The organism is Streptomyces sp. NPDC028368 (assembly GCF_055565615.1).
Genome location: NZ_JBVHTY010000014.1, coordinates 194,496 through 210,523, shown reverse-complemented (window position 1 = coordinate 210,523; position 16,028 = coordinate 194,496). Strand labels below are relative to the sequence as shown.

Sequence of the window (16,028 nt, the reverse complement as noted above, 5' to 3'; positions counted from 1 at the left end):
CCGCGGCGGGGCCGGCCCGGGGCCGGGTCTGCCTGGTGGGGTCCGCCGTGGGCGGCCTGCTGTGGGCGGGCCGCTGCGGACGCCCCCGCCGCGTTCGGGCCGTGCTCAGGATTCGGTGATGCGGAAGACGGGGTGGCGCCCGGCCGCCGCCAGCAGCTCGTCGTCGCTGGAGTCCGCGGTGATCTCCCCGAAGTAGGACTTCACCTCCCAGCCCCAGCGCCGGAGATAGGCGCGCAGCAGCGCCGGGGTCTCGGCGGGCGGCAGCTCGACGGCGGTGAACGAGCGGGTACGGCGGCCGACGCGCAGTTCGCCGCCGCCCGCCGCGCGCATATTGCGCACCCACTCGGCATTGCCGCGCGCCGAGACGAGGTAGCGCCCGTCCTCGTACGTCATCGGGTTCACCGGGACGCGCCGCCATTCGCCGCTCTTGCGGCCGCGGACGGCGAGGTCGGCCGAGCCGGCGAGGCTGATGCCGCGACGGGCGAGCCAGCCGATGAGGCCGTTGAGGCGGACGCCGAAGCGGCCGGGCTTGAGGTAGTGGGACATGGGGACGGCCTCCGGTGGTCGCGTGGCGGCGCCGGCTGAGGAGTCTGCCGTGAGCGCCTCTCTGATTCGAGAGCAGTGCTCTCGCTTGTGAGTAGTGTGCACGCGCGCCCAGTGACGCGCAAGAGCACTGCTCTCTTTTGTGAGCGGCGGCCCCTTTTAAGTGCACTGCTCGCATCCCCAACTACTGCTCTTGCTTTGGTGCACTGCTCCAGAAGGTGGCAGACTGCCCTCATGACAGCGATCCGAGGAGCCAGGGAACGGGCCCGCAGTGAAATCACCGCGGCCATCAAGGACGAGGCCCGCAGACAGCTCGCCGCCGAGGGCGCCGCCAAGCTCTCGCTGCGCGCCGTGGCCCGCGAACTCGGCATGGTCTCCTCGGCGCTCTACCGCTACTTCCCCAGCCGCGACGACCTGCTGACCGCGCTGATCGTCGACGCCTACAACGCCGTCGGCGAGGCGGCGGAAAGCGCCCGCGACGCCCTGACCGGCGCCGACGCCAAGCGCCCCGTCGCCCGCTGGAGCGCCGTCTGCGCCGCCGTACGCAGCTGGGCGCTGGCCCACCCGCACGAGTACGCGCTGATCTACGGTTCGCCCGTGCCCGGCTACACCGCCCCCCGCACCACCGCGCAGCCCGCCGCCCGGGTCGGGCTGGCGCTGATCGGCGTGGTCCGCGAGGCGCACGCCGCCGGTGCGCTCAAGGAGCCCGCCGAACCGCTGCCCGACGCGGTGGTGGGCGATGCGCTCACCCTCGGCGCGGAGCTCGGCGTGGAGCTGCCGGGCGCGGTGCTGGCACGACTCGTCGGTGCCTGGGCGCAGCTCTTCGGCCTGGTGAGTTTTGAGGTCTTCGGCCAGTTCAACCGGGTGATCGAGGCTCGTACCGAATTCTTCGAGCAGTCGGTCCTCCAGCTGGCCCGCAGCGTCGGCCTCACCACCCCCCGCTAGGGCCTGTCCTCGTCGCCCGCTACTCCCGCGGGAGTAGTGCCGGTCACTGCCCCTGGCGGACGCCGCCGGGCCGGGCAGCGGTCTAGCGTTACGGGCATGGAGAACGCACGGCCGCCGTGGGCGCGGCGCTGCCTGGGGCCGGTGTGGAAGCGGTGGCTGTCGCCCGTGCGCGCGGAGCCGAGGAGCTGGGCGGGCATGCGGCTGCCCTGGGTCTCGACGGTCGCGGTGACGGTCTTCGTCACGGTCGGCTCCGGCTTCGCGGCGCACAATCAGGCCGGACGCGTGCCGCTGGACACCTTCGCACGGGCGCTGCTGGTCTTCGGCGGCGCTCTGCTGCTCTTCCGGCACCGCTATCCGCGTACGGTCGCCGTCGGCACATCCGCCTCCGCGGCGGTCTACTTCGCGGCCGGATACCCGTACGGGCCGATCTATCTCACCCTCGCGCTGGGCGCCTTCGCGGCGATCCTCGCCGGGCACCGCGCTTTCGCCTGGTGCGCGCTCGGCGGTCTGTGGGTGAGTCAAGTCCTCGTCGGCCACTGGCTCTACCGGTGGCTGCCGCCGCACACGGGGCCCACCGGTTGGGGGGACACGCTGTTCATCGCCGTCTGGGTGGTGGCCGTCGTCGCCGTATCGGAGCTGGTGCGGGTGCGGCGGGAACAGCTCGCCAGGGTCCGCGCCGAGCGGGCCGCCGCCGAGCGGCGCAGGGTGGACGAGGAGCGGCTGCGGATCGCCCGTGAGCTGCACGACGTCCTCGCGCACAGCATCTCCGTCATCAACGTCCAGGCGGGCGTGGGCCTGGCGCTGCTGGACAGCGACCCCGAGCAGGCCCGGACAGCGCTGACCACCATCAAGGCCGCGAGCAAGGAAGCGCTCGGCGAGGTGCGTCAGGTCCTGGACACCCTGCGCACGCGTGGGGACGCCCCGCGCTCCCCGGCCCCGGGACTGGACCGGCTGCCCGAACTCACCGAACAGGCCAGGGGCGCGGGGCTCGCCGTGGACGTCACCGCCGAGGGCGCCCGCGCCGCGCTGCCGCCCGGCACCGACCTCGCCGCCTTCCGCATCGTCCAGGAGGCGCTCACCAACATCGTCCGCCACTCCGGCTCGCGCACCGCCCGCGTCCTGCTCCGGCACACCCCCGGCGCGCTCGACATCCAGGTCGACGACGACGGGCCGGCGACCGCCGCCGCGGGGGAGCCGGCCGGCGGCGGCAACGGCCTGGTCGGGATGCGGGAGCGGGCCGCGGCCCTCGGCGGCACCGTAGCGGCGGGCCCGCACGCGGACGGCGGCTTCCGGGTCCGGGCGCACATCCCGCTGGCCGGGCCGGCGGACCGCGTCCCGGGTACGGATACGGTGACCCCGGCTGCCGCCGAGGAGGAGTCGTGATCCGGGTACTGCTCGCCGACGATCAGCTGCTGGTACGGGCGGGGTTCAAGGCGCTGCTGGATGCCCAGCCCGACATCCGGGTGGCCGCCGAGGCGTCCGATGGGCGCGAAGCGCTGGCCGCGGTGCGCGAACACCGCCCGGACGTGGTGCTGATGGACATCCGGATGCCCGTCCTGGACGGTCTGGTGGCGACCCGCAGGATCACCGAGGACCCGCAGCTGTCCGGCGTCAAGGTGGTCATGCTGACCACCTTCGAGCTGGACGAGTACGTCTTCGAGGCGATCCGCTCCGGCGCCTCCGGCTTCCTCGTCAAGGACACCGAACCGGAGGAGCTGCTCCGGGCCGTGCGCGCGGTCGTCGACGGCGACGCGCTCCTCTCGCCCGGCGTCACCCGCCGCCTCATCGCCGAATTCGCGGCCCGCTCCAAGGAACCGGCCGTGGCCGGCGCGCTGTCCGAACTGACCGAGCGGGAACGCGAGGTGATGGCGCTGGTCGGCATCGGCCTCTCCAACGAGGAGATCGCCCGCCGCCTGGTCGTCAGCCCGCTGACCGCCAAGACCCATGTCAGCCGCACCATGGTCAAACTGGGCGCCCGGGACCGTGCCCAACTGGTCGTGCTGGCCTACGAGTCGGGGCTGGTCCGCCCCGGCTGGCTGGGTTGAGCGCGCCGCAGCACCCGTACCACCCAGACGGCGAAGAGCACCGCCCCGACGGCGCCGCTCACCGTCAGCCACGGGCCCGCCCAGGACCGGGGCAGCGGGGCCCACAGGACCGCGCTGCCCATCGCCAGAAAGCCGATGACGGCGACGAACACGCCGCTGACCAGCGCGAAGGTGATCTCGACGGTGATGGCGTCGCGTTCGGCCCGGGTGCGCGTGGGGGACATGCCGCAAGTCTGCCAGGGGCGGGGGCGCTTCGGGCCGCTCGTGCACGACGGTGCCGCGGATAGCCTGGCCGGATGGGAGTGCGCGGGTGGGGACGATGGGGCGGGCAGCCGGGGTGGGCGCGGTGGGCCGGCGCGGTGTACGTGGTCGGGTTTCTCGAAGGGACCGGCGCGCACCTGCTCGATCTCGTGCGGGGCGGGATCCACACCTATGCGGCGTTCGGGCCGCCGGCACTCCAGGCGTTCTTCGTCGCTTTGGTGGTCCTCGATCCGCTTGCCGCGGTGCTGGTGGTGGCCGCCCGGCCGCTGGGTGTGCGGCTGGCGGCCGGGGTGATGACGCTGGACGTCCTGGCGAACTGGACCGCCAACTGGCCGCAACTGCAACGGGATCCGTCGATGCTGCTGCGGCCGGTCGGCCTGCTGCCCATCACACTCTTCGGGCTCTTCGTCGTCGGCTGCGCCATCCCCCTGCGCACCTCACTCAGGTCCCCACGCGGCGCCCCGGAGCTCAGATGCCGCCCCGCTCCCGCCACAGCTGTATCAGCGCATCGTCGCCGCTGACCTTCAAGCCGTCCCACGGCAGGCGGTTCCACAGCGCGAGATAGAGCGCCTCGGCGGGCCCCTCGAGCGTGCAGTCCGCCGGGGCCTCGGGCTCGCGCCGCGCGGCCTCGGGGGCCGGTCCGGACGTACGGACGGTGCGCGGCGGCGCGTCGGAGAGATGCACGGTCCAGTCCGCGTCGGCCGTGTCCGTCGCGCGCACCCGCAAGGTCCTCGGCACGTCCGTACGCAGCCGGCTGCGGTCCATGGAGTGGATAACGAGGAGTTCGTCGATGCCGTCGGCGGCGAAGGCGGACGGGAGGGGCGTGAGCGCGCTGCGCGCGGCCTGCTGGGCGTCCACGCGGTGCACAGACGTCTCATGGGCCTGCCGCCGCGCCCAGAACGCCAGCGGGGACGGCGCGGGCAGGAACGACCAGGTCTGCACGTCCTTCGGGGCGGTGTGCAGGGCCACCACCAGGCGGTGATGGCCTTCGCGCAGCCAGGGCACCAGCTCGTCGTCGGCAAGCTCCGGAGCCGGGGCGGGACCGCCGCCGCGCTGCTCGACGGGGTGTGTCACATACTCCGCGGCCCAGCGGTGCACCCGCCCGACATGGGTGACCAGATCCCGTATCTGCCACTCGCCACAGGACGGAACCGGGGCGTTCGGCCCGGCCACCTCCGCCGCGTCGGCCAGCAGTCCTCCGTCCAGCCGCAGCGTTTCGACGAACTCAGTGATCTCCATGCCCACGAGTGTGCCAGCCGCCTCTGACAACGGCTCGCCGCGGTCCCCGCCGGCCGCCGCCCAGCGCACGGTGGAAGATCCCCAGGAGCAGCGCGTTGACGAGGGCGGCGACGGCGGTCGCGGCCATCAAGTACCCGTCCGGCGCGCCGAATTCACCCCAGAGCGCGTCCCCCGCGAGCCACAGCGGGAAGACCGTCGGGGCGGTGAGCAGCAGCGCCCAGACGCCGGAGAACGAGGCGTCGGGGTGCGGCACGGCCAGTCCGTCGATCACCGCGAACAGGACGGCGGCGACCACCAGGGTCAGATAGCCGAGCGATACGGGGTTGCCGAAGGCCAGGCGCGCGAGCGTGCGCAGCCGTTGCGGCCGCGGTGACCGGGCCGGTTGATCCGGCCCGCCGTTGCCGTTGCCCGTGCCGTCGGTGCCGTCGGTGCCACCCGTGCGGCCCGTGCCATTCATGTCGTCCGCGTCGTCCATGCCGATCCTGATCCCCCATCCGTCGGCCGGCGGTGCTGCCCGAGCAACGCGTACCCGAGGCCCCGCCCGTGAACCGCGCTCCGTGCCTCACACCCGCCCGGCGTGGTGCGCCCCGCGCGTACCGTACGCGATGACCACCGCGACGGCCGCGAGCAGGGCGACCGTGGTCAGCGCGAGGGGCAGGGTGAACGCCTCGGCCAGGAAGCCGATCGCGGGCGGGCCGAGCAGCATGCCGCCGTAGCCGATGGTGGAGGCCGCGGCGACACCGCCCGGACCGCCGGCCTCGCCGGCACGGGCGATGGCGATCGGGAAGATGTTGGCGAGCCCGAGGCCCGCGACCGCGAAGCCGAGGCAGGCCGCCCACGCGGTGGGTGCCAGCGCGCCGAGCAGCATGCCTGCGGTCGCCGTCGTCCCGCCGGTGACCAGGGCGCGGGCCGGTCCGAAGCGCTGCACCACGGTGGTGCCCGACAGCCGCCCGGCGGTCATTGCCAGCGCGAAGACCGCGTATCCGGCGGCGGCGAGGCCGGGGCCCGCGGCCAGGTCCTGGGAGAGGTGCAGCGCGCCCCAGTCGGCCATCGCGCCCTCGCCGTACGCGGTGCACAGCGCGATGAGGCCGAAGACAAAGACCGAGCGGCCCGAGCGGCCCGAGCGGCCGCGGCGGCGCTGCCCGTCCTGCGGTTCGCGGCGCCCGGAGGCGGGCAGCCGCTCCGGTACGACGGGCTGTGGGTGCGCGAGCAGCGAGCGTCCCGCGGCGGCCGCCACCAGCAGGCCGGTCACGGCGAGCAGCACCAGGTGAACGGTGGGGGACAGGCCGCCGGCGATCAGCCCGCCGAGCCCCGCCCCGACCATCCCGCCGAGGCTGAAGGCGGCGTGGAAGCTCGGCATCACCGGGCGCCGCAGCGCGCCGATCAGGTCGACGGCGGCACTGTTCATGGCGACATTGAGCGAGCCGTACGCCGCGCCGAAGACCAGCAGGACCAGGCCCAGCGCGGTCGCCGAGTGGGTGAGCGGCGGCAGCACGATGCTCAGCGCCATCGCGACTGCGGAGGCGACCGTCACGGGATGACTGCCGAACCGGCGGCACAGCCGTCCGGTGATCATCATGAAGGCCACGGCGCCCGCCGACACGCCGAGCAGGGCCAGCCCGAGGGCGCCCGCACCGGCGCCGGTCTGCGCCTTGATCGCGGGGATGCGGACGACCCAGCCGGCGAAGAGAAAGCCGTCCATGGCGAAGAACGCGGTGATCGCGATGCGGAGCCGGACCAGCCGCGGGTCGGTGGGAGAGTGGGGGGTGGGGCGCGTCTTACGGGTCACGGTCCCCGAGAGGGCCGTCCGTATTTTGTTTAGCGTCGGCACAAAGCCAGAATAGGGGTGTGACCCAGACTCGGACAACCAGGCTGGAGCGGGGCCGTGGCGCCCTCGGACCCGCACTGGAGCTCGTACACACCGGACGCGCACCCACCCGCGCCGTCCTGACCTCGGAACTCGGCGTGACCCGCGCAACCGCGGGCGCGGTGGCCGCCGAGCTCGAAGCGCTCGGCCTGATCACCGTCGACTCCCGGCCGACCGCCTCCGCCGGATCCCAGGGGCGCCCCTCCCACCGGCTGTTCGTCGACGAGCGCGGCCCGGTCGTGCTCGCCGCGCAGATCCACGCCGACGGCTACCGCGTCGCCCTGGTCGGCCTCGGCGGCCGCATCGTGGCGACCACCAGCGGCTGCGGCACCATCCCCGCCGACCCGGCGCATGTCCTCGCGGACGCCGTAGCGGCCGGCTCCGCCCTGCTGCGCGAAACCGGCCGCCGCTGCCTGGGCGCGGGCCTCGCGGTGCCCTCCGCCGTGGCGGAGCCGGACGGCGAGGCCCTCAACCCCCTGCACCTCGCCTGGCCCTCGGGCGCCCCCGTACGCGAACTCTTCCTGCGCGCACTCGCCGACGCCGGCATCCCCGGAGTCACCGAAGCGATCGGCTTCACCGGCAACGACGTCAACCTGGGGGCACTCGCCGAACACCGCCACGGCGCCGGCCGCGGCGCCCGCGACCTGCTCTGTGTGGCCTCCGGCCACCGGGGCGTCGGCGGGGCCCTGGTGCTCGACGGCCGCCTGCACAGCGGAAGTTCGGGCCTGGCACTGGAGGTGGGCCATCTGACCGTCAACCCCGAGGGCGCGCCCTGCCACTGCGGCAGCCGCGGCTGTCTGGACGTCGAGGCGGACCCGCTCGCCTTCCTCGGCGCCGCCGGCCGCGAACCGGGCCCCGAGGTCTCCCTGCTCCAGCAGGCCGCCGACCTGCTACGGAACGACTACGCCGACCCGGGTGTGCGCGCCGCGGCCGACCTTCTCATCGACCGCCTCGGCCTGGGCATCGCCGGACTGGTCAACATCCTCAACCCCGACCGCATCATCCTCGGCGGCCTGCACCGCGCCCTGTTGGAGGCCGACCCGGAGCGGCTGCGCGCGGTGGTCGCCGACCGCAGCCTGTGGGGCCGCAGCGGGGGCGTGCCGATCCTCCCGTGCAGCCTCGACCACAACAGCCTCGTCGGCGCGGCGGAACTGGCCTGGCAGCCGGTGCTGGACGACCCCCTGGTGGTCATCGAGCGCTAGGCGGTATTCCCGTCGCTCACGTGGTGAGCGACGGGAATACCCCCCGGCCCCGCCGCGTTGTGGCCCCGCAGGGGGCGCTCACGACCCCTACGGGATCTGTTCGCCCACCCCCTAGGGCCGACCGGCCGCCGCTCCGGGAACAGCTCTAGGCTGCGGCCATGATTCCCGAACCGCTCGCCCGCAGCCCGTACGTCAGCCTCGTCACGCACCGCAAGAACGGCACCCCGGTGGCCACCCCCGTATGGGCGGTGGCCGAGGGGGACGAACTCCTGGTGTGGACCCGGGACGACAGCTGGAAGGTGAAGCGGCTGCGCAACGACTCGCGGGTGACGCTCACCCCGTGCGATGTGCGCGGCCGCCTCACCGAGGGCGCGGCGACCGTCGAGGGCACCGCCCGGCTCCTGGAGGGTGCCGGGGGACTCCTGCGGGTGCGCAAGGCGATGGCGGGCAAATACGGTCTGCGGTTCCGGTTGATGGACACCGGTGGCGCGCTCCTGCGCCGGGGGAAGCGGCCGCATGTGGGGATCTCCGTCACCCTGTAGGCGGCCGGCCTGCCGTGCCTGCCCAGTCGGCGGCGAAGGCGCGGGCAGGGTTGGCCGTCAGGAACTGCGTCACCAGGGCGCTACCCAGGGCGAGTTCGAGCCGTTCCCGGTGGCGGCGCAGCAGATACGGCATGCCGGGGCCGCCGTTGACCGACCGGGCGCCGGCCGTCGTGGTGTCGCCGCCGAGCAGAATCCGGTCGCCGAAGCCCGCGTCGGCGAGTGCGGCCAGCGCATCGGGCAGCCGCCAGTCCGTCGCGTGATGCGCTCGTGACGGCCCGTCAAAGGCCAGATAGGCTCCCGCGTCGGCGGCCATCCGGTGCGCGGCGAGGTCGGGCGCGCGGTTGAGATGGCCGAGGATCACCCGGTCCGGCGCGACCCCCAACTCGCCGCAGAGCAGATCGAGTACGTCCAGCGCACCGGTGCCCAGCTCCAGGTGGATGCCGATGGCCGCTCCGGTGGCGCGCTGGGCCTCGGCGGCCGCGGCCATGGTGTACCGGGCGTGCCGGTCCAGGCCGTGGAAGCCCCCGGCCACCTTGATCATCCCGGCTCGGACACCGGTGTCGCCGATCCCCTCGGTCAGCTCGGCGACAAACACTCCGGCAAGATCGGCCCGGACCCGCTCCAGCACCTCGGGCGCATAGTTCGCCGCCTGGTGCAGGCCGGTGGCGGCGACGATCCGGACCCCCGACTCCCTTGCCAGCCGCGGCAGTTCGGCGGCGCCCCGGCCCATGCCGTACGGCGTCCACTGGATCACCGCCGCGCCGCCCGCCGCGCGAAAGGCCTGCAGCTCGGCGGCCGCGGCCCCGGCGTCGTCCAGCTCCTGGCCCGGCAGCAGCGGGCTGCGCAGGAAGAGGTGGTCATGGGCGTCGCAGACGCCGAGGTCGGCGGGGGCGATATCGCCGAGGACCGTACGGATGGCGGGACCGGCGGGCCGGCCCACCGCGGAAGTGCTCACCACTGCCGACCCGCCCCCAGCTCGCCGATGCCCGGCGCGGACAGATGCAGCACCTGATAGCGGTCGCCCGCGCCCTTGGGCACGGCGTCCGCCCAGAGGGTGAAGTGGACCAGCTCCCAGTGGCGGGGGTCGAGCGCCAGAGACGTGGCGTACACGCCCTCCGTACCTGCCAACTCCTCGTGGTCGGCCAGCGCGTTCGCGATGACGGTCGCTGGATCGGCACCCTCGGGCACCGCCTCGGTCCGCCGCGAGAAGGCGCCCGGGAGGCGGCCGGCAGCCGGGCCCGCCCGATGGAACAGCCCCTGCCAGTGCTGGATCACCGGCCGCCCGAAGTCGCGGATCACCCCGCGGAATCCGTCGCCGAGAAGGAAGCGGTTCATGGCCTCCGGGTCGGCCCAGAGATAGAACGGCGCGTACTGGTTGACCGGCGATCCGCCGACCCCGCGCTCGCGGATGCCGTACGCCTTGAGGCCGAGCCCCGGGAGGCCGTCCAGGAGATGGCCCTTGGTCTTCACGCGGTTTCGGATGATCTGCATGTCGTAGTCGGCGGGGAGAGTGATCGCGTACTGCATGGCCTGCAGGGCGGGCATGGTGGCTCCAAACGGGGGAGGGGCGGGCCTGGCGTGGGCGGTTACGCGCTCGGGTACTCCTGCGCGCCGACGTGTTCCGCCCATTCGGCGGTGGTGCCGTCGGCGGCGGCCTCGACGGCTGCCAGATGAGTCATGAAGGTGCCCGGCGCCGCGCCGTGCCAGTGCCGTTCGCCCGGCGCGATCCAGACGGTGTCCCCGGCGCGGATCGGCTCGACGGGGCCGCCCGCGCGCTGCACCAGGCCGGCGCCCTCGGTGACATGCAGAACCTGGCCGTGCGGATGGGTGTGCCAGGCGGTGTGGGCGCCGGGCGCGAAGTGGACGCTGAACATCCGCAGGCGAGAGGGCGCCGGCGGGGCGGCGATCTCGTCCAGCCAGACGCTGCCGGTGAAGTGCTCGGCGGGGCCTTGCCGACTGGCGGGGCGCTGTCGGGTGATCTCCATGGGGCGCGAACTCCTAGTGGTCGGTGGTGGCGGCCGTGGCGGACGTGACCTGTGCCGCGAGCAGCGACAGCACGCCGCGTACGGCCGCGTCGAACGGTGCGCTGTCATCGGCGGCCCGCGCGAGGACGTATCCGCCCTGGACAACGGCCGCGACGGTCGACGCCGTTGCCGCCGGATCCAGACCGGCGGCCAGCTCGCCGCGCCGCTGTCCGTCGGCGAGCACCTCGGCGATGCGGTCCTGCAGCCAGCCGAACATCTCGTCCAGCGGCCGCCGCAGCTCCGGGTCCTGCACCACATCGCGGTCCTGCGTCATCCGGCCGATCGGGCAGCCGCGCAGCACCTGCCGCTCGCGCTGCAGATAGGCCGCGACCCGGTCGTAGGCCGTACCCGGCCCGGCCAGGCACTCCTGGGCGGTCTCCCGCATGCCCTCCGCGGTGCGCCGGATCGCCGCCAGCGCCAGCTCGGACTTGCCCGCGAAGTGGTGGTACATGCTGCCCTGGCCGACCTCCGCGCGCTCCAGGATCGCCTTGGGGCTGGTGCCGACGTAGCCGCGCTCCCACAGGAGCTCCTGGGTGCTGCGGACCAGTCGTTCCCGGGTGCCGGGGTGTCGTTCCTGAGTGCTGCTCATGATCGTACTGTACATACTAGTAGTTACAGAAGCAAGAGTGATCGAGGGTGGCCGCCATGGATGGACCGTCGCGGAAGGGTCGTTGCGCACGGGTTGTCACGGATGACCGGAGGAGTGCCGCGCGCCCCGCGTACTTCCCCCGTCGTACACGCAAAGCCGCTGGCCGTACGACGATTCGCGGCGCTCGAGAGGCGAGCCTCGAGGGAGACATCGACAACCCGTCCCACCAAGGAGCTGAGTACCGTGTTCGAGTTGGCGAACCCCTGGTCCGGAGGTGGCCCCGGCCCCTGGATCCTCTTTGTTCCGGTCATCTGGGCGCTGGTCGTCCTCGGCGTGGTGACCCTGCTGCGCCGCACCGTGTGGCGGCACGGCGGACCGGGCCGGCCCTTCCGTGGCCCGCAGTCCACCGCCCGTACCGACGCGCCCTCGCCCCTCGCCGTACTGGGCCGCCGCTTCGCGGCCGGTGAGATCGACGAGGAGGAGTACTGGCGCCGGCAGTCCGTCCTGGAGGAGCACTTCGGTACCGGCCCCAAGGGAGGCGCGGCATGAGCGCCACTCGGCGATGACCGCGGCCGGCCTCGCGCCGCTCAGCCGACCTTCGTGCCCCCAGTCCGGGGGCCGGTGTCGGCCGGGGCTCCGGCCGTGGCGGCGGGAGCCGGCGGTACGGGCTCCCAGCGCGCGGACGGCGTGGCGGCCTCCTCGTGAGCGGCGGCCGGGGCGGGGAGGGTGAACCAGACGACCTTCCCCTTGCCGTCCGTGTCCGGCTGCATCCCCCAGCTCCCGCTGAGCGCCGCGATCAGCGCCAGGCCGCGGCCGCAGGTCTCCCAGGAATCGGCGGCCCGGATCCGCGGCAGCCGCGGATCGAGGTCATGCACCGAGACCGTCAACTGATCGAGCAGTGCGTACAGTTCGACCGTGCACTGCTTGCTCGGTCCGGCGTGCCGGTGGACATTGGCGAGCAGTTCCGTCACCCCCAGCGCCGCCGGATCTATCAAGGCGTCCAGATGCCAGTAGCGCAATTGCGCCGAGACGATCCTGCGCACGTGTCCGATACGGGCCGGAAGGGCTTGGAGCTCCACCGTGCAGTGCCTGCTGGGCTGCCTGATCACGACCACGACTCCCTGATGAGGCCGGGCGCCCCTGAAGACGGCAGGGGCGAAGATCGGATCCAGCGATGCCGGCTGCACCACAGCGTCACCGCTGGTGAACCCTCAGTGATACGAGTCCCAGGGTCGGGCAGCCGGTGCGGTCCCGCAACCGCACCCCCTTGGCCGTCTCGGCCGGTCAGGTGCGTGGTGAACGTGCGGCCTGTACGGCCTTCAGGAAGCGCTCCGGTGCCCCGAGGGTGAGTGAATAGCGGTGTCCGTTGAGGGTGGCGAGCGCCCGGTCCCGCGCCGCGAACAGCGGTTTATGGGCCTGTACGGCCTGCAGCGGGGCGCTGTCGATCTCCGTGCCGTAGCTGGTCAGCAGCGCCAGCCGGCCGTCTCTGATCACGATCTGTCCGGCGCGGGTCAGGGACCGCAGCCACCGCTCGATCCGTACGCCGGTCGCGTTGAATTCCGGCTCCGCCATGGCCACCACCTCCTCGGTACCTCGGGCAGGTGCCCTTCACCGCCCCTTGAGGGAAGTTTGCCCGGACCGTGCCCCGTACACCAGTGCCCCTGGTCGCGGGCGGTCCGCAACGGCCGTCTCCCAGGCCCTCCTTGGGGTCTCTCAAAGGGATGTTTATGCAGGTGAGAAGCGTGCGGCGGGTGGCTATAGTCGGAAGTGGCCCGGCGTTGTGCGCGGGCGTCACAACCCCTGAGGAGTGCGCCGGTGACCACCGCACAGCAACCGCAGAACCAGCCGGACCGCGGCATGGCGGCCGCGGCCCCGATAGCGACCATTGACGTCGACCGCACGGATCCGGACTACCGCGACTGGCTGAAAGAGGCCGTCCGCAAGGTCCAGGCGGACGCCAACCGCACCGCCGACACCCATCTCCTGCGCTTCCCGCTGCCCGAGAAATGGGGCATCGACCTCTATCTCAAGGACGAGTCGACGCACCCCACCGGCAGCCTCAAGCACCGGCTGGCCCGCTCGCTGTTCCTCTACGGGCTGTGCAACGGCTGGATCCGTCCCGGCAAGCCCGTCATCGAGTCCTCCAGCGGCTCCACGGCCGTCTCCGAGGCGTACTTCGCCTCCCTCATCGGCGTGCCGTTCATCGCGGTGATGCCGGCCACCACCAGCCCGGAGAAGACCCGGCTGATCGAGTTCCACGGCGGCAGCTGCCATCTGGTCCAGGACCCGCGGACCGTCTACGAGGTCTCCGCCCGGCTCGCCGAGGAGTCCGGCGGCCACTACATGGACCAGTTCACCTACGCCGAACGGGCCACGGACTGGCGCGGCAACAACAACATCGCCGAGTCGATCTACCAGCAGCTGCGGCTGGAGCGCTACCCCGAGCCCGCCTGGATCGTGGCCACGGCGGGCACCGGCGGCACCTCCGCGACCATCGCCCGCTACGTCCACTACATGCAGTACGACACCCGTATCTGCGTCCCCGACCCGGAGAACTCCTGTTTCTTCGACGGCTGGCGCACCGGCGACGCGAAGACCGACTGCGCCACCGCCTCCCGCATCGAGGGCATCGGCCGCCCGCGCATGGAGCCGAGCTTCGTCCCCGGCGCCATAGACCGGATGATGAAGGTCCCGGATGCGGCCAGCGTCGCCGCCGTACGCGCCCTGGAGACGGCGATCGGCCGCAAGGCGGGCGGTTCGACCGGCACCGGGCTGTGGAGCTCCCTGAAGATCGTCTCGGAGATGGTCGCCGAGGGCCGTACGGGATCCGTCGTCACCCTGCTCTGCGACCCCGGCGACCGCTACCTCGACAAGTACTACTCCGACGACTGGCTGGCCGCTCAGGGCCTGGACATCGCGCCCTACGCGCGCACCATCGAGACCTTCCTGGCCGACGGCTCCTGGCCGGCCTGAGCGGGGGGCGTGGGATCGGCGGGCGGGCCGGGCGCCGGCCTGGCTGCTCGTCTCACGCCGTGGCGAGCCGGCGGTCCAGGGCCCGTACGGACTCCCGGAAGGCGCGCCCGAGGCCCGGCCGGGCCAGCGTCATCGCCAGGCGGAACGGCGCCGGGCCGTCGGCCGCGAACGTCCACCGCAGCCGCGTCCCGCCGCCCGCCGGCGTCAGCCGCCAGTCTTCCAACAGGGCCCGCAAGGCAGGGGTGTTGGTGGTGTCGACCCGGTAGGCGTAATGCTCGTCCGGCTCGGCTGCCAGCACCGTCTCGGTGAACCGCGTGCCGCCCGTCAGCCGCACCTCCCGGCCCCTGCCGCCGTCCGTGGACACCGCCCGTGAAACGCCGGTGAACCAGCACGACCACCCCGCCACATCGTCCGCCAGCGCGGCATAGACCGCCTTCGGTGGCGCGGCCACCTCCGCGGCGAACACCAGCCGCAGCGGAGCGGACTCGACGAAGTCGAGCTCGACGGGGCGGAGTCGGCGTGCCATGGGCGAGCACCCCCTACGGGACGGGCCGGCGGTCGGCGGGCCGGGGGCGTCCGGTCCCCGGCGTCGCACACCATAGCTGGCGCCCCGTCAGATGTCTGCGCCCTTCTGCCGCCTGCGTACTTCTGCGTCCTTCTGCGCCTGGGCCCCTCTGCGCCCTGGGCCCTTCTGGGGCTGTGTCCTTCCGTGCGTGCGTCCTGCTGTCAGAACTTTGCGTCGGCGCTGTCAGAACTCCGCGTCGGCCGGCTGCTCGCCCGCCACCAGCAGTTCCGGCGGCAGCTCCGCGAACTCCGCACGCGCCCCGGCGGACAGCCCGGCATCCGTCACCAGCACATCCACCTGCTCCAGCGACGCGAACGAACTCAGCCCGACCGTGCCCCACTTGGTGTGGTCGGCGACCACCACCACCCGCCGCGCGGACCGTACGAAATGCCGGTTGGTCTCCGCCTCCGCCAGATTCGGCGTGGACAGCCCCGCCTCCACCGATATGCCGTGCACCCCGAGGAACAGCACATCGAAGTGCAGCGACCGGATCGCGGCATCCGCCACCGGCCCCACCAGGGTGTCCGACGGCGTCCGCACCCCGCCCGTCAGCACCACCGTCGCGGTTCCCGCACGCGGTGCCGCGCCGCCGCTCGCCGCCGCCCGCTGGGCGTTGTAGAACACATCGGCCACCCGCACCGAATTCGTCACCACCGTCAGATCCGGCACCTCGAGCAGCTGCTGCGCCAGCGCGAACGCGGTCGTCCCGCCCGCCAGCGCGATCGCACTGCCCGGTGCCGCCATCTCCGCCGCGGCCTTGGCGATGTCCTCCTTGGCGCTCAGCTCCAGCCCGGACTTCGCCTCGAAACCGGGCTCATGCGCACTCGGCTCACTGACCGGCACCGCGCCGCCGTGCACCTTCTCCACCATGCCCTGGCGGGCGAGCGCGTCCAGATCGCGGCGGACCGTCATGTCCGACACGCTCAGCTTGCGGGTGAGCTCATTGACCCGCACCCCGCCCCGCCGTCTGACCTCATCGAGAATCAGGGCACGCCGCTGCTCCGCGAGGAGATTCTGGTTGTCACTCACCCCGGCCCGTCCCTTCCGCCCGACCAGCTCACTCGGGTCGTTCTGCGCCTGCTGCCGCCTGCGATCACTCTTCCCACATCCTCGCACGGGGCACTGACAATGCGGGCCGGGACGGCGGCAGCTGTGACCGCGGTTGCCGGTGGTGACGGCGGTGCTCCCCGTCGCCCTCTCGCCGCCTCGTCCCCACAGCCCCCGACGTGGATG

At 73.1% G+C, this 16,028-nt stretch carries 21 protein-coding genes; 8 read left to right on the top strand and 13 right to left on the bottom strand.

Going from position 1 to position 16,028, the window contains the following annotated elements:
- Positions 1-105: 105 nt before the first annotated feature.
- Positions 106-546: a nitroreductase family deazaflavin-dependent oxidoreductase gene (locus tag ACZ4S3_RS29410; protein ID WP_467939407.1), complete on the bottom strand. Its 441-nt coding sequence runs from the start codon at positions 544-546 to the stop codon at positions 106-108.
- Positions 547-777: 231 nt separating this feature from the next.
- On the opposite strand from ACZ4S3_RS29410, the gene ACZ4S3_RS29405 reads away from it, so the two are divergent.
- The 3 genes from ACZ4S3_RS29405 (at position 778) to ACZ4S3_RS29395 (ending at position 3,533) form a co-directional block, all read left to right on the top strand.
- Complete coding sequence (locus tag ACZ4S3_RS29405; RefSeq protein ID WP_467939405.1) at positions 778-1,488, top strand: TetR/AcrR family transcriptional regulator; 711 nt, start codon at positions 778-780, stop codon at positions 1,486-1,488.
- 96 nt (positions 1,489-1,584) lie between these two features.
- Positions 1,585-2,871, top strand: coding sequence for a sensor histidine kinase (locus tag ACZ4S3_RS29400; protein WP_467939403.1), 1,287 nt, complete (start codon positions 1,585-1,587; stop codon positions 2,869-2,871).
- The gene (locus tag ACZ4S3_RS29395) at positions 2,868-3,533 is read left to right on the top strand and encodes a response regulator (protein WP_467939401.1); all 666 of its coding nucleotides are present in this window, start codon (positions 2,868-2,870) and stop codon (positions 3,531-3,533) included. The genes ACZ4S3_RS29400 and ACZ4S3_RS29395 overlap by 4 nt, the downstream gene beginning before the upstream one ends.
- Here ACZ4S3_RS29395 and ACZ4S3_RS29390 read toward each other — a convergent pair.
- Entirely contained in the window at positions 3,494-3,757 is a 264-nt protein-coding gene (locus ACZ4S3_RS29390) for a DUF6332 family protein (RefSeq protein ID WP_467939399.1), read from the bottom strand. The genes ACZ4S3_RS29395 and ACZ4S3_RS29390 overlap by 40 nt on opposite strands.
- 72 nt (positions 3,758-3,829) lie before the next feature.
- Between ACZ4S3_RS29390 and ACZ4S3_RS29385 the strand changes: the two genes are divergently transcribed.
- On the top strand, positions 3,830-4,315 hold the full coding sequence (locus tag ACZ4S3_RS29385; protein WP_467939397.1) for a hypothetical protein: 486 nt from the start codon (positions 3,830-3,832) through the stop codon (positions 4,313-4,315).
- Here ACZ4S3_RS29385 and ACZ4S3_RS29380 read toward each other — a convergent pair.
- From ACZ4S3_RS29380 to ACZ4S3_RS29370, 3 genes are all read right to left on the bottom strand, one after another.
- Positions 4,263-5,033: a maleylpyruvate isomerase family mycothiol-dependent enzyme gene (locus ACZ4S3_RS29380; RefSeq protein ID WP_467939395.1), complete on the bottom strand. Its 771-nt coding sequence runs from the start codon at positions 5,031-5,033 to the stop codon at positions 4,263-4,265. The genes ACZ4S3_RS29385 and ACZ4S3_RS29380 overlap by 53 nt on opposite strands.
- Entirely contained in the window at positions 5,020-5,508 is a 489-nt protein-coding gene (locus ACZ4S3_RS29375; RefSeq protein WP_467939393.1) for an SCO4225 family membrane protein, read from the bottom strand. The genes ACZ4S3_RS29380 and ACZ4S3_RS29375 overlap by 14 nt, the downstream gene beginning before the upstream one ends.
- Positions 5,509-5,595: 87 nt before the next feature.
- The gene (locus ACZ4S3_RS29370; RefSeq protein ID WP_467939391.1) at positions 5,596-6,864 is read right to left on the bottom strand and encodes an MFS transporter; all 1,269 of its coding nucleotides are present in this window, start codon (positions 6,862-6,864) and stop codon (positions 5,596-5,598) included.
- A 17-nt stretch (positions 6,865-6,881) separates the two neighbouring features.
- Between ACZ4S3_RS29370 and ACZ4S3_RS29365 the strand changes: the two genes are divergently transcribed.
- On the top strand, positions 6,882-8,102 hold the full coding sequence (locus ACZ4S3_RS29365; RefSeq protein ID WP_467939389.1) for an ROK family protein: 1,221 nt from the start codon (positions 6,882-6,884) through the stop codon (positions 8,100-8,102).
- A gap of 158 nt (positions 8,103-8,260) precedes the next feature.
- Entirely contained in the window at positions 8,261-8,644 is a 384-nt protein-coding gene (locus ACZ4S3_RS29360) for a PPOX class F420-dependent oxidoreductase (protein ID WP_467939387.1), read from the top strand.
- Here ACZ4S3_RS29360 and ACZ4S3_RS29355 read toward each other — a convergent pair.
- From ACZ4S3_RS29355 to ACZ4S3_RS29340, 4 genes are read right to left on the bottom strand one after another with little or no spacing between them, the layout of a single operon-like run.
- Positions 8,634-9,602 (bottom strand): phosphotriesterase family protein, encoded by a 969-nt coding sequence (locus tag ACZ4S3_RS29355; RefSeq protein ID WP_467939385.1) that lies wholly within the window; start codon positions 9,600-9,602, stop codon positions 8,634-8,636. The two genes, ACZ4S3_RS29360 and ACZ4S3_RS29355, sit on opposite strands and share 11 nt — an antisense overlap.
- Entirely contained in the window at positions 9,596-10,180 is a 585-nt protein-coding gene (locus ACZ4S3_RS29350; RefSeq protein WP_467939470.1) for a DUF4865 family protein, read from the bottom strand. The genes ACZ4S3_RS29355 and ACZ4S3_RS29350 overlap by 7 nt, the downstream gene beginning before the upstream one ends.
- Positions 10,181-10,230: 50 nt before the next feature.
- Entirely contained in the window at positions 10,231-10,629 is a 399-nt protein-coding gene (locus ACZ4S3_RS29345; protein WP_467939383.1) for a (R)-mandelonitrile lyase, read from the bottom strand.
- 13 nt (positions 10,630-10,642) lie between these two features.
- Complete coding sequence (locus ACZ4S3_RS29340) at positions 10,643-11,257, bottom strand: TetR/AcrR family transcriptional regulator (RefSeq protein WP_467939381.1); 615 nt, start codon at positions 11,255-11,257, stop codon at positions 10,643-10,645.
- A 243-nt stretch (positions 11,258-11,500) separates the two neighbouring features.
- Between ACZ4S3_RS29340 and ACZ4S3_RS29335 the strand changes: the two genes are divergently transcribed.
- Entirely contained in the window at positions 11,501-11,806 is a 306-nt protein-coding gene (locus tag ACZ4S3_RS29335) for an SHOCT domain-containing protein (RefSeq protein ID WP_467939379.1), read from the top strand.
- A gap of 38 nt (positions 11,807-11,844) precedes the next feature.
- On the opposite strand, the gene ACZ4S3_RS29330 is transcribed toward ACZ4S3_RS29335, so the two are convergent.
- Both ACZ4S3_RS29330 and ACZ4S3_RS29325 read right to left on the bottom strand, forming a co-directional pair.
- Positions 11,845-12,366 (bottom strand): ATP-binding protein, encoded by a 522-nt coding sequence (locus tag ACZ4S3_RS29330; protein ID WP_467939377.1) that lies wholly within the window; start codon positions 12,364-12,366, stop codon positions 11,845-11,847.
- Positions 12,367-12,541: 175 nt separating this feature from the next.
- A complete protein-coding gene (locus tag ACZ4S3_RS29325) occupies positions 12,542-12,829 on the bottom strand; it encodes a hypothetical protein (RefSeq protein ID WP_467939375.1) in 288 nt (95 codons plus the stop codon).
- Between the two features lie 285 nt (positions 12,830-13,114).
- On the opposite strand from ACZ4S3_RS29325, the gene ACZ4S3_RS29320 reads away from it, so the two are divergent.
- Positions 13,115-14,230, top strand: coding sequence for a PLP-dependent cysteine synthase family protein (locus tag ACZ4S3_RS29320; protein ID WP_467939468.1), 1,116 nt, complete (start codon positions 13,115-13,117; stop codon positions 14,228-14,230).
- A 52-nt stretch (positions 14,231-14,282) separates the two neighbouring features.
- Here the strand turns inward: ACZ4S3_RS29320 and ACZ4S3_RS29315 are convergent, their stop codons facing one another.
- Positions 14,283-14,756, bottom strand: a complete 474-nt coding sequence (locus ACZ4S3_RS29315; protein WP_467939373.1) for an SRPBCC family protein — start codon at positions 14,754-14,756, stop codon at positions 14,283-14,285.
- Positions 14,757-14,978: 222 nt separating this feature from the next.
- A complete protein-coding gene (locus ACZ4S3_RS29310; RefSeq protein WP_467939371.1) occupies positions 14,979-15,824 on the bottom strand; it encodes a DeoR/GlpR family DNA-binding transcription regulator in 846 nt (281 codons plus the stop codon).
- Positions 15,825-16,028: the final 204 nt, after the last annotated feature.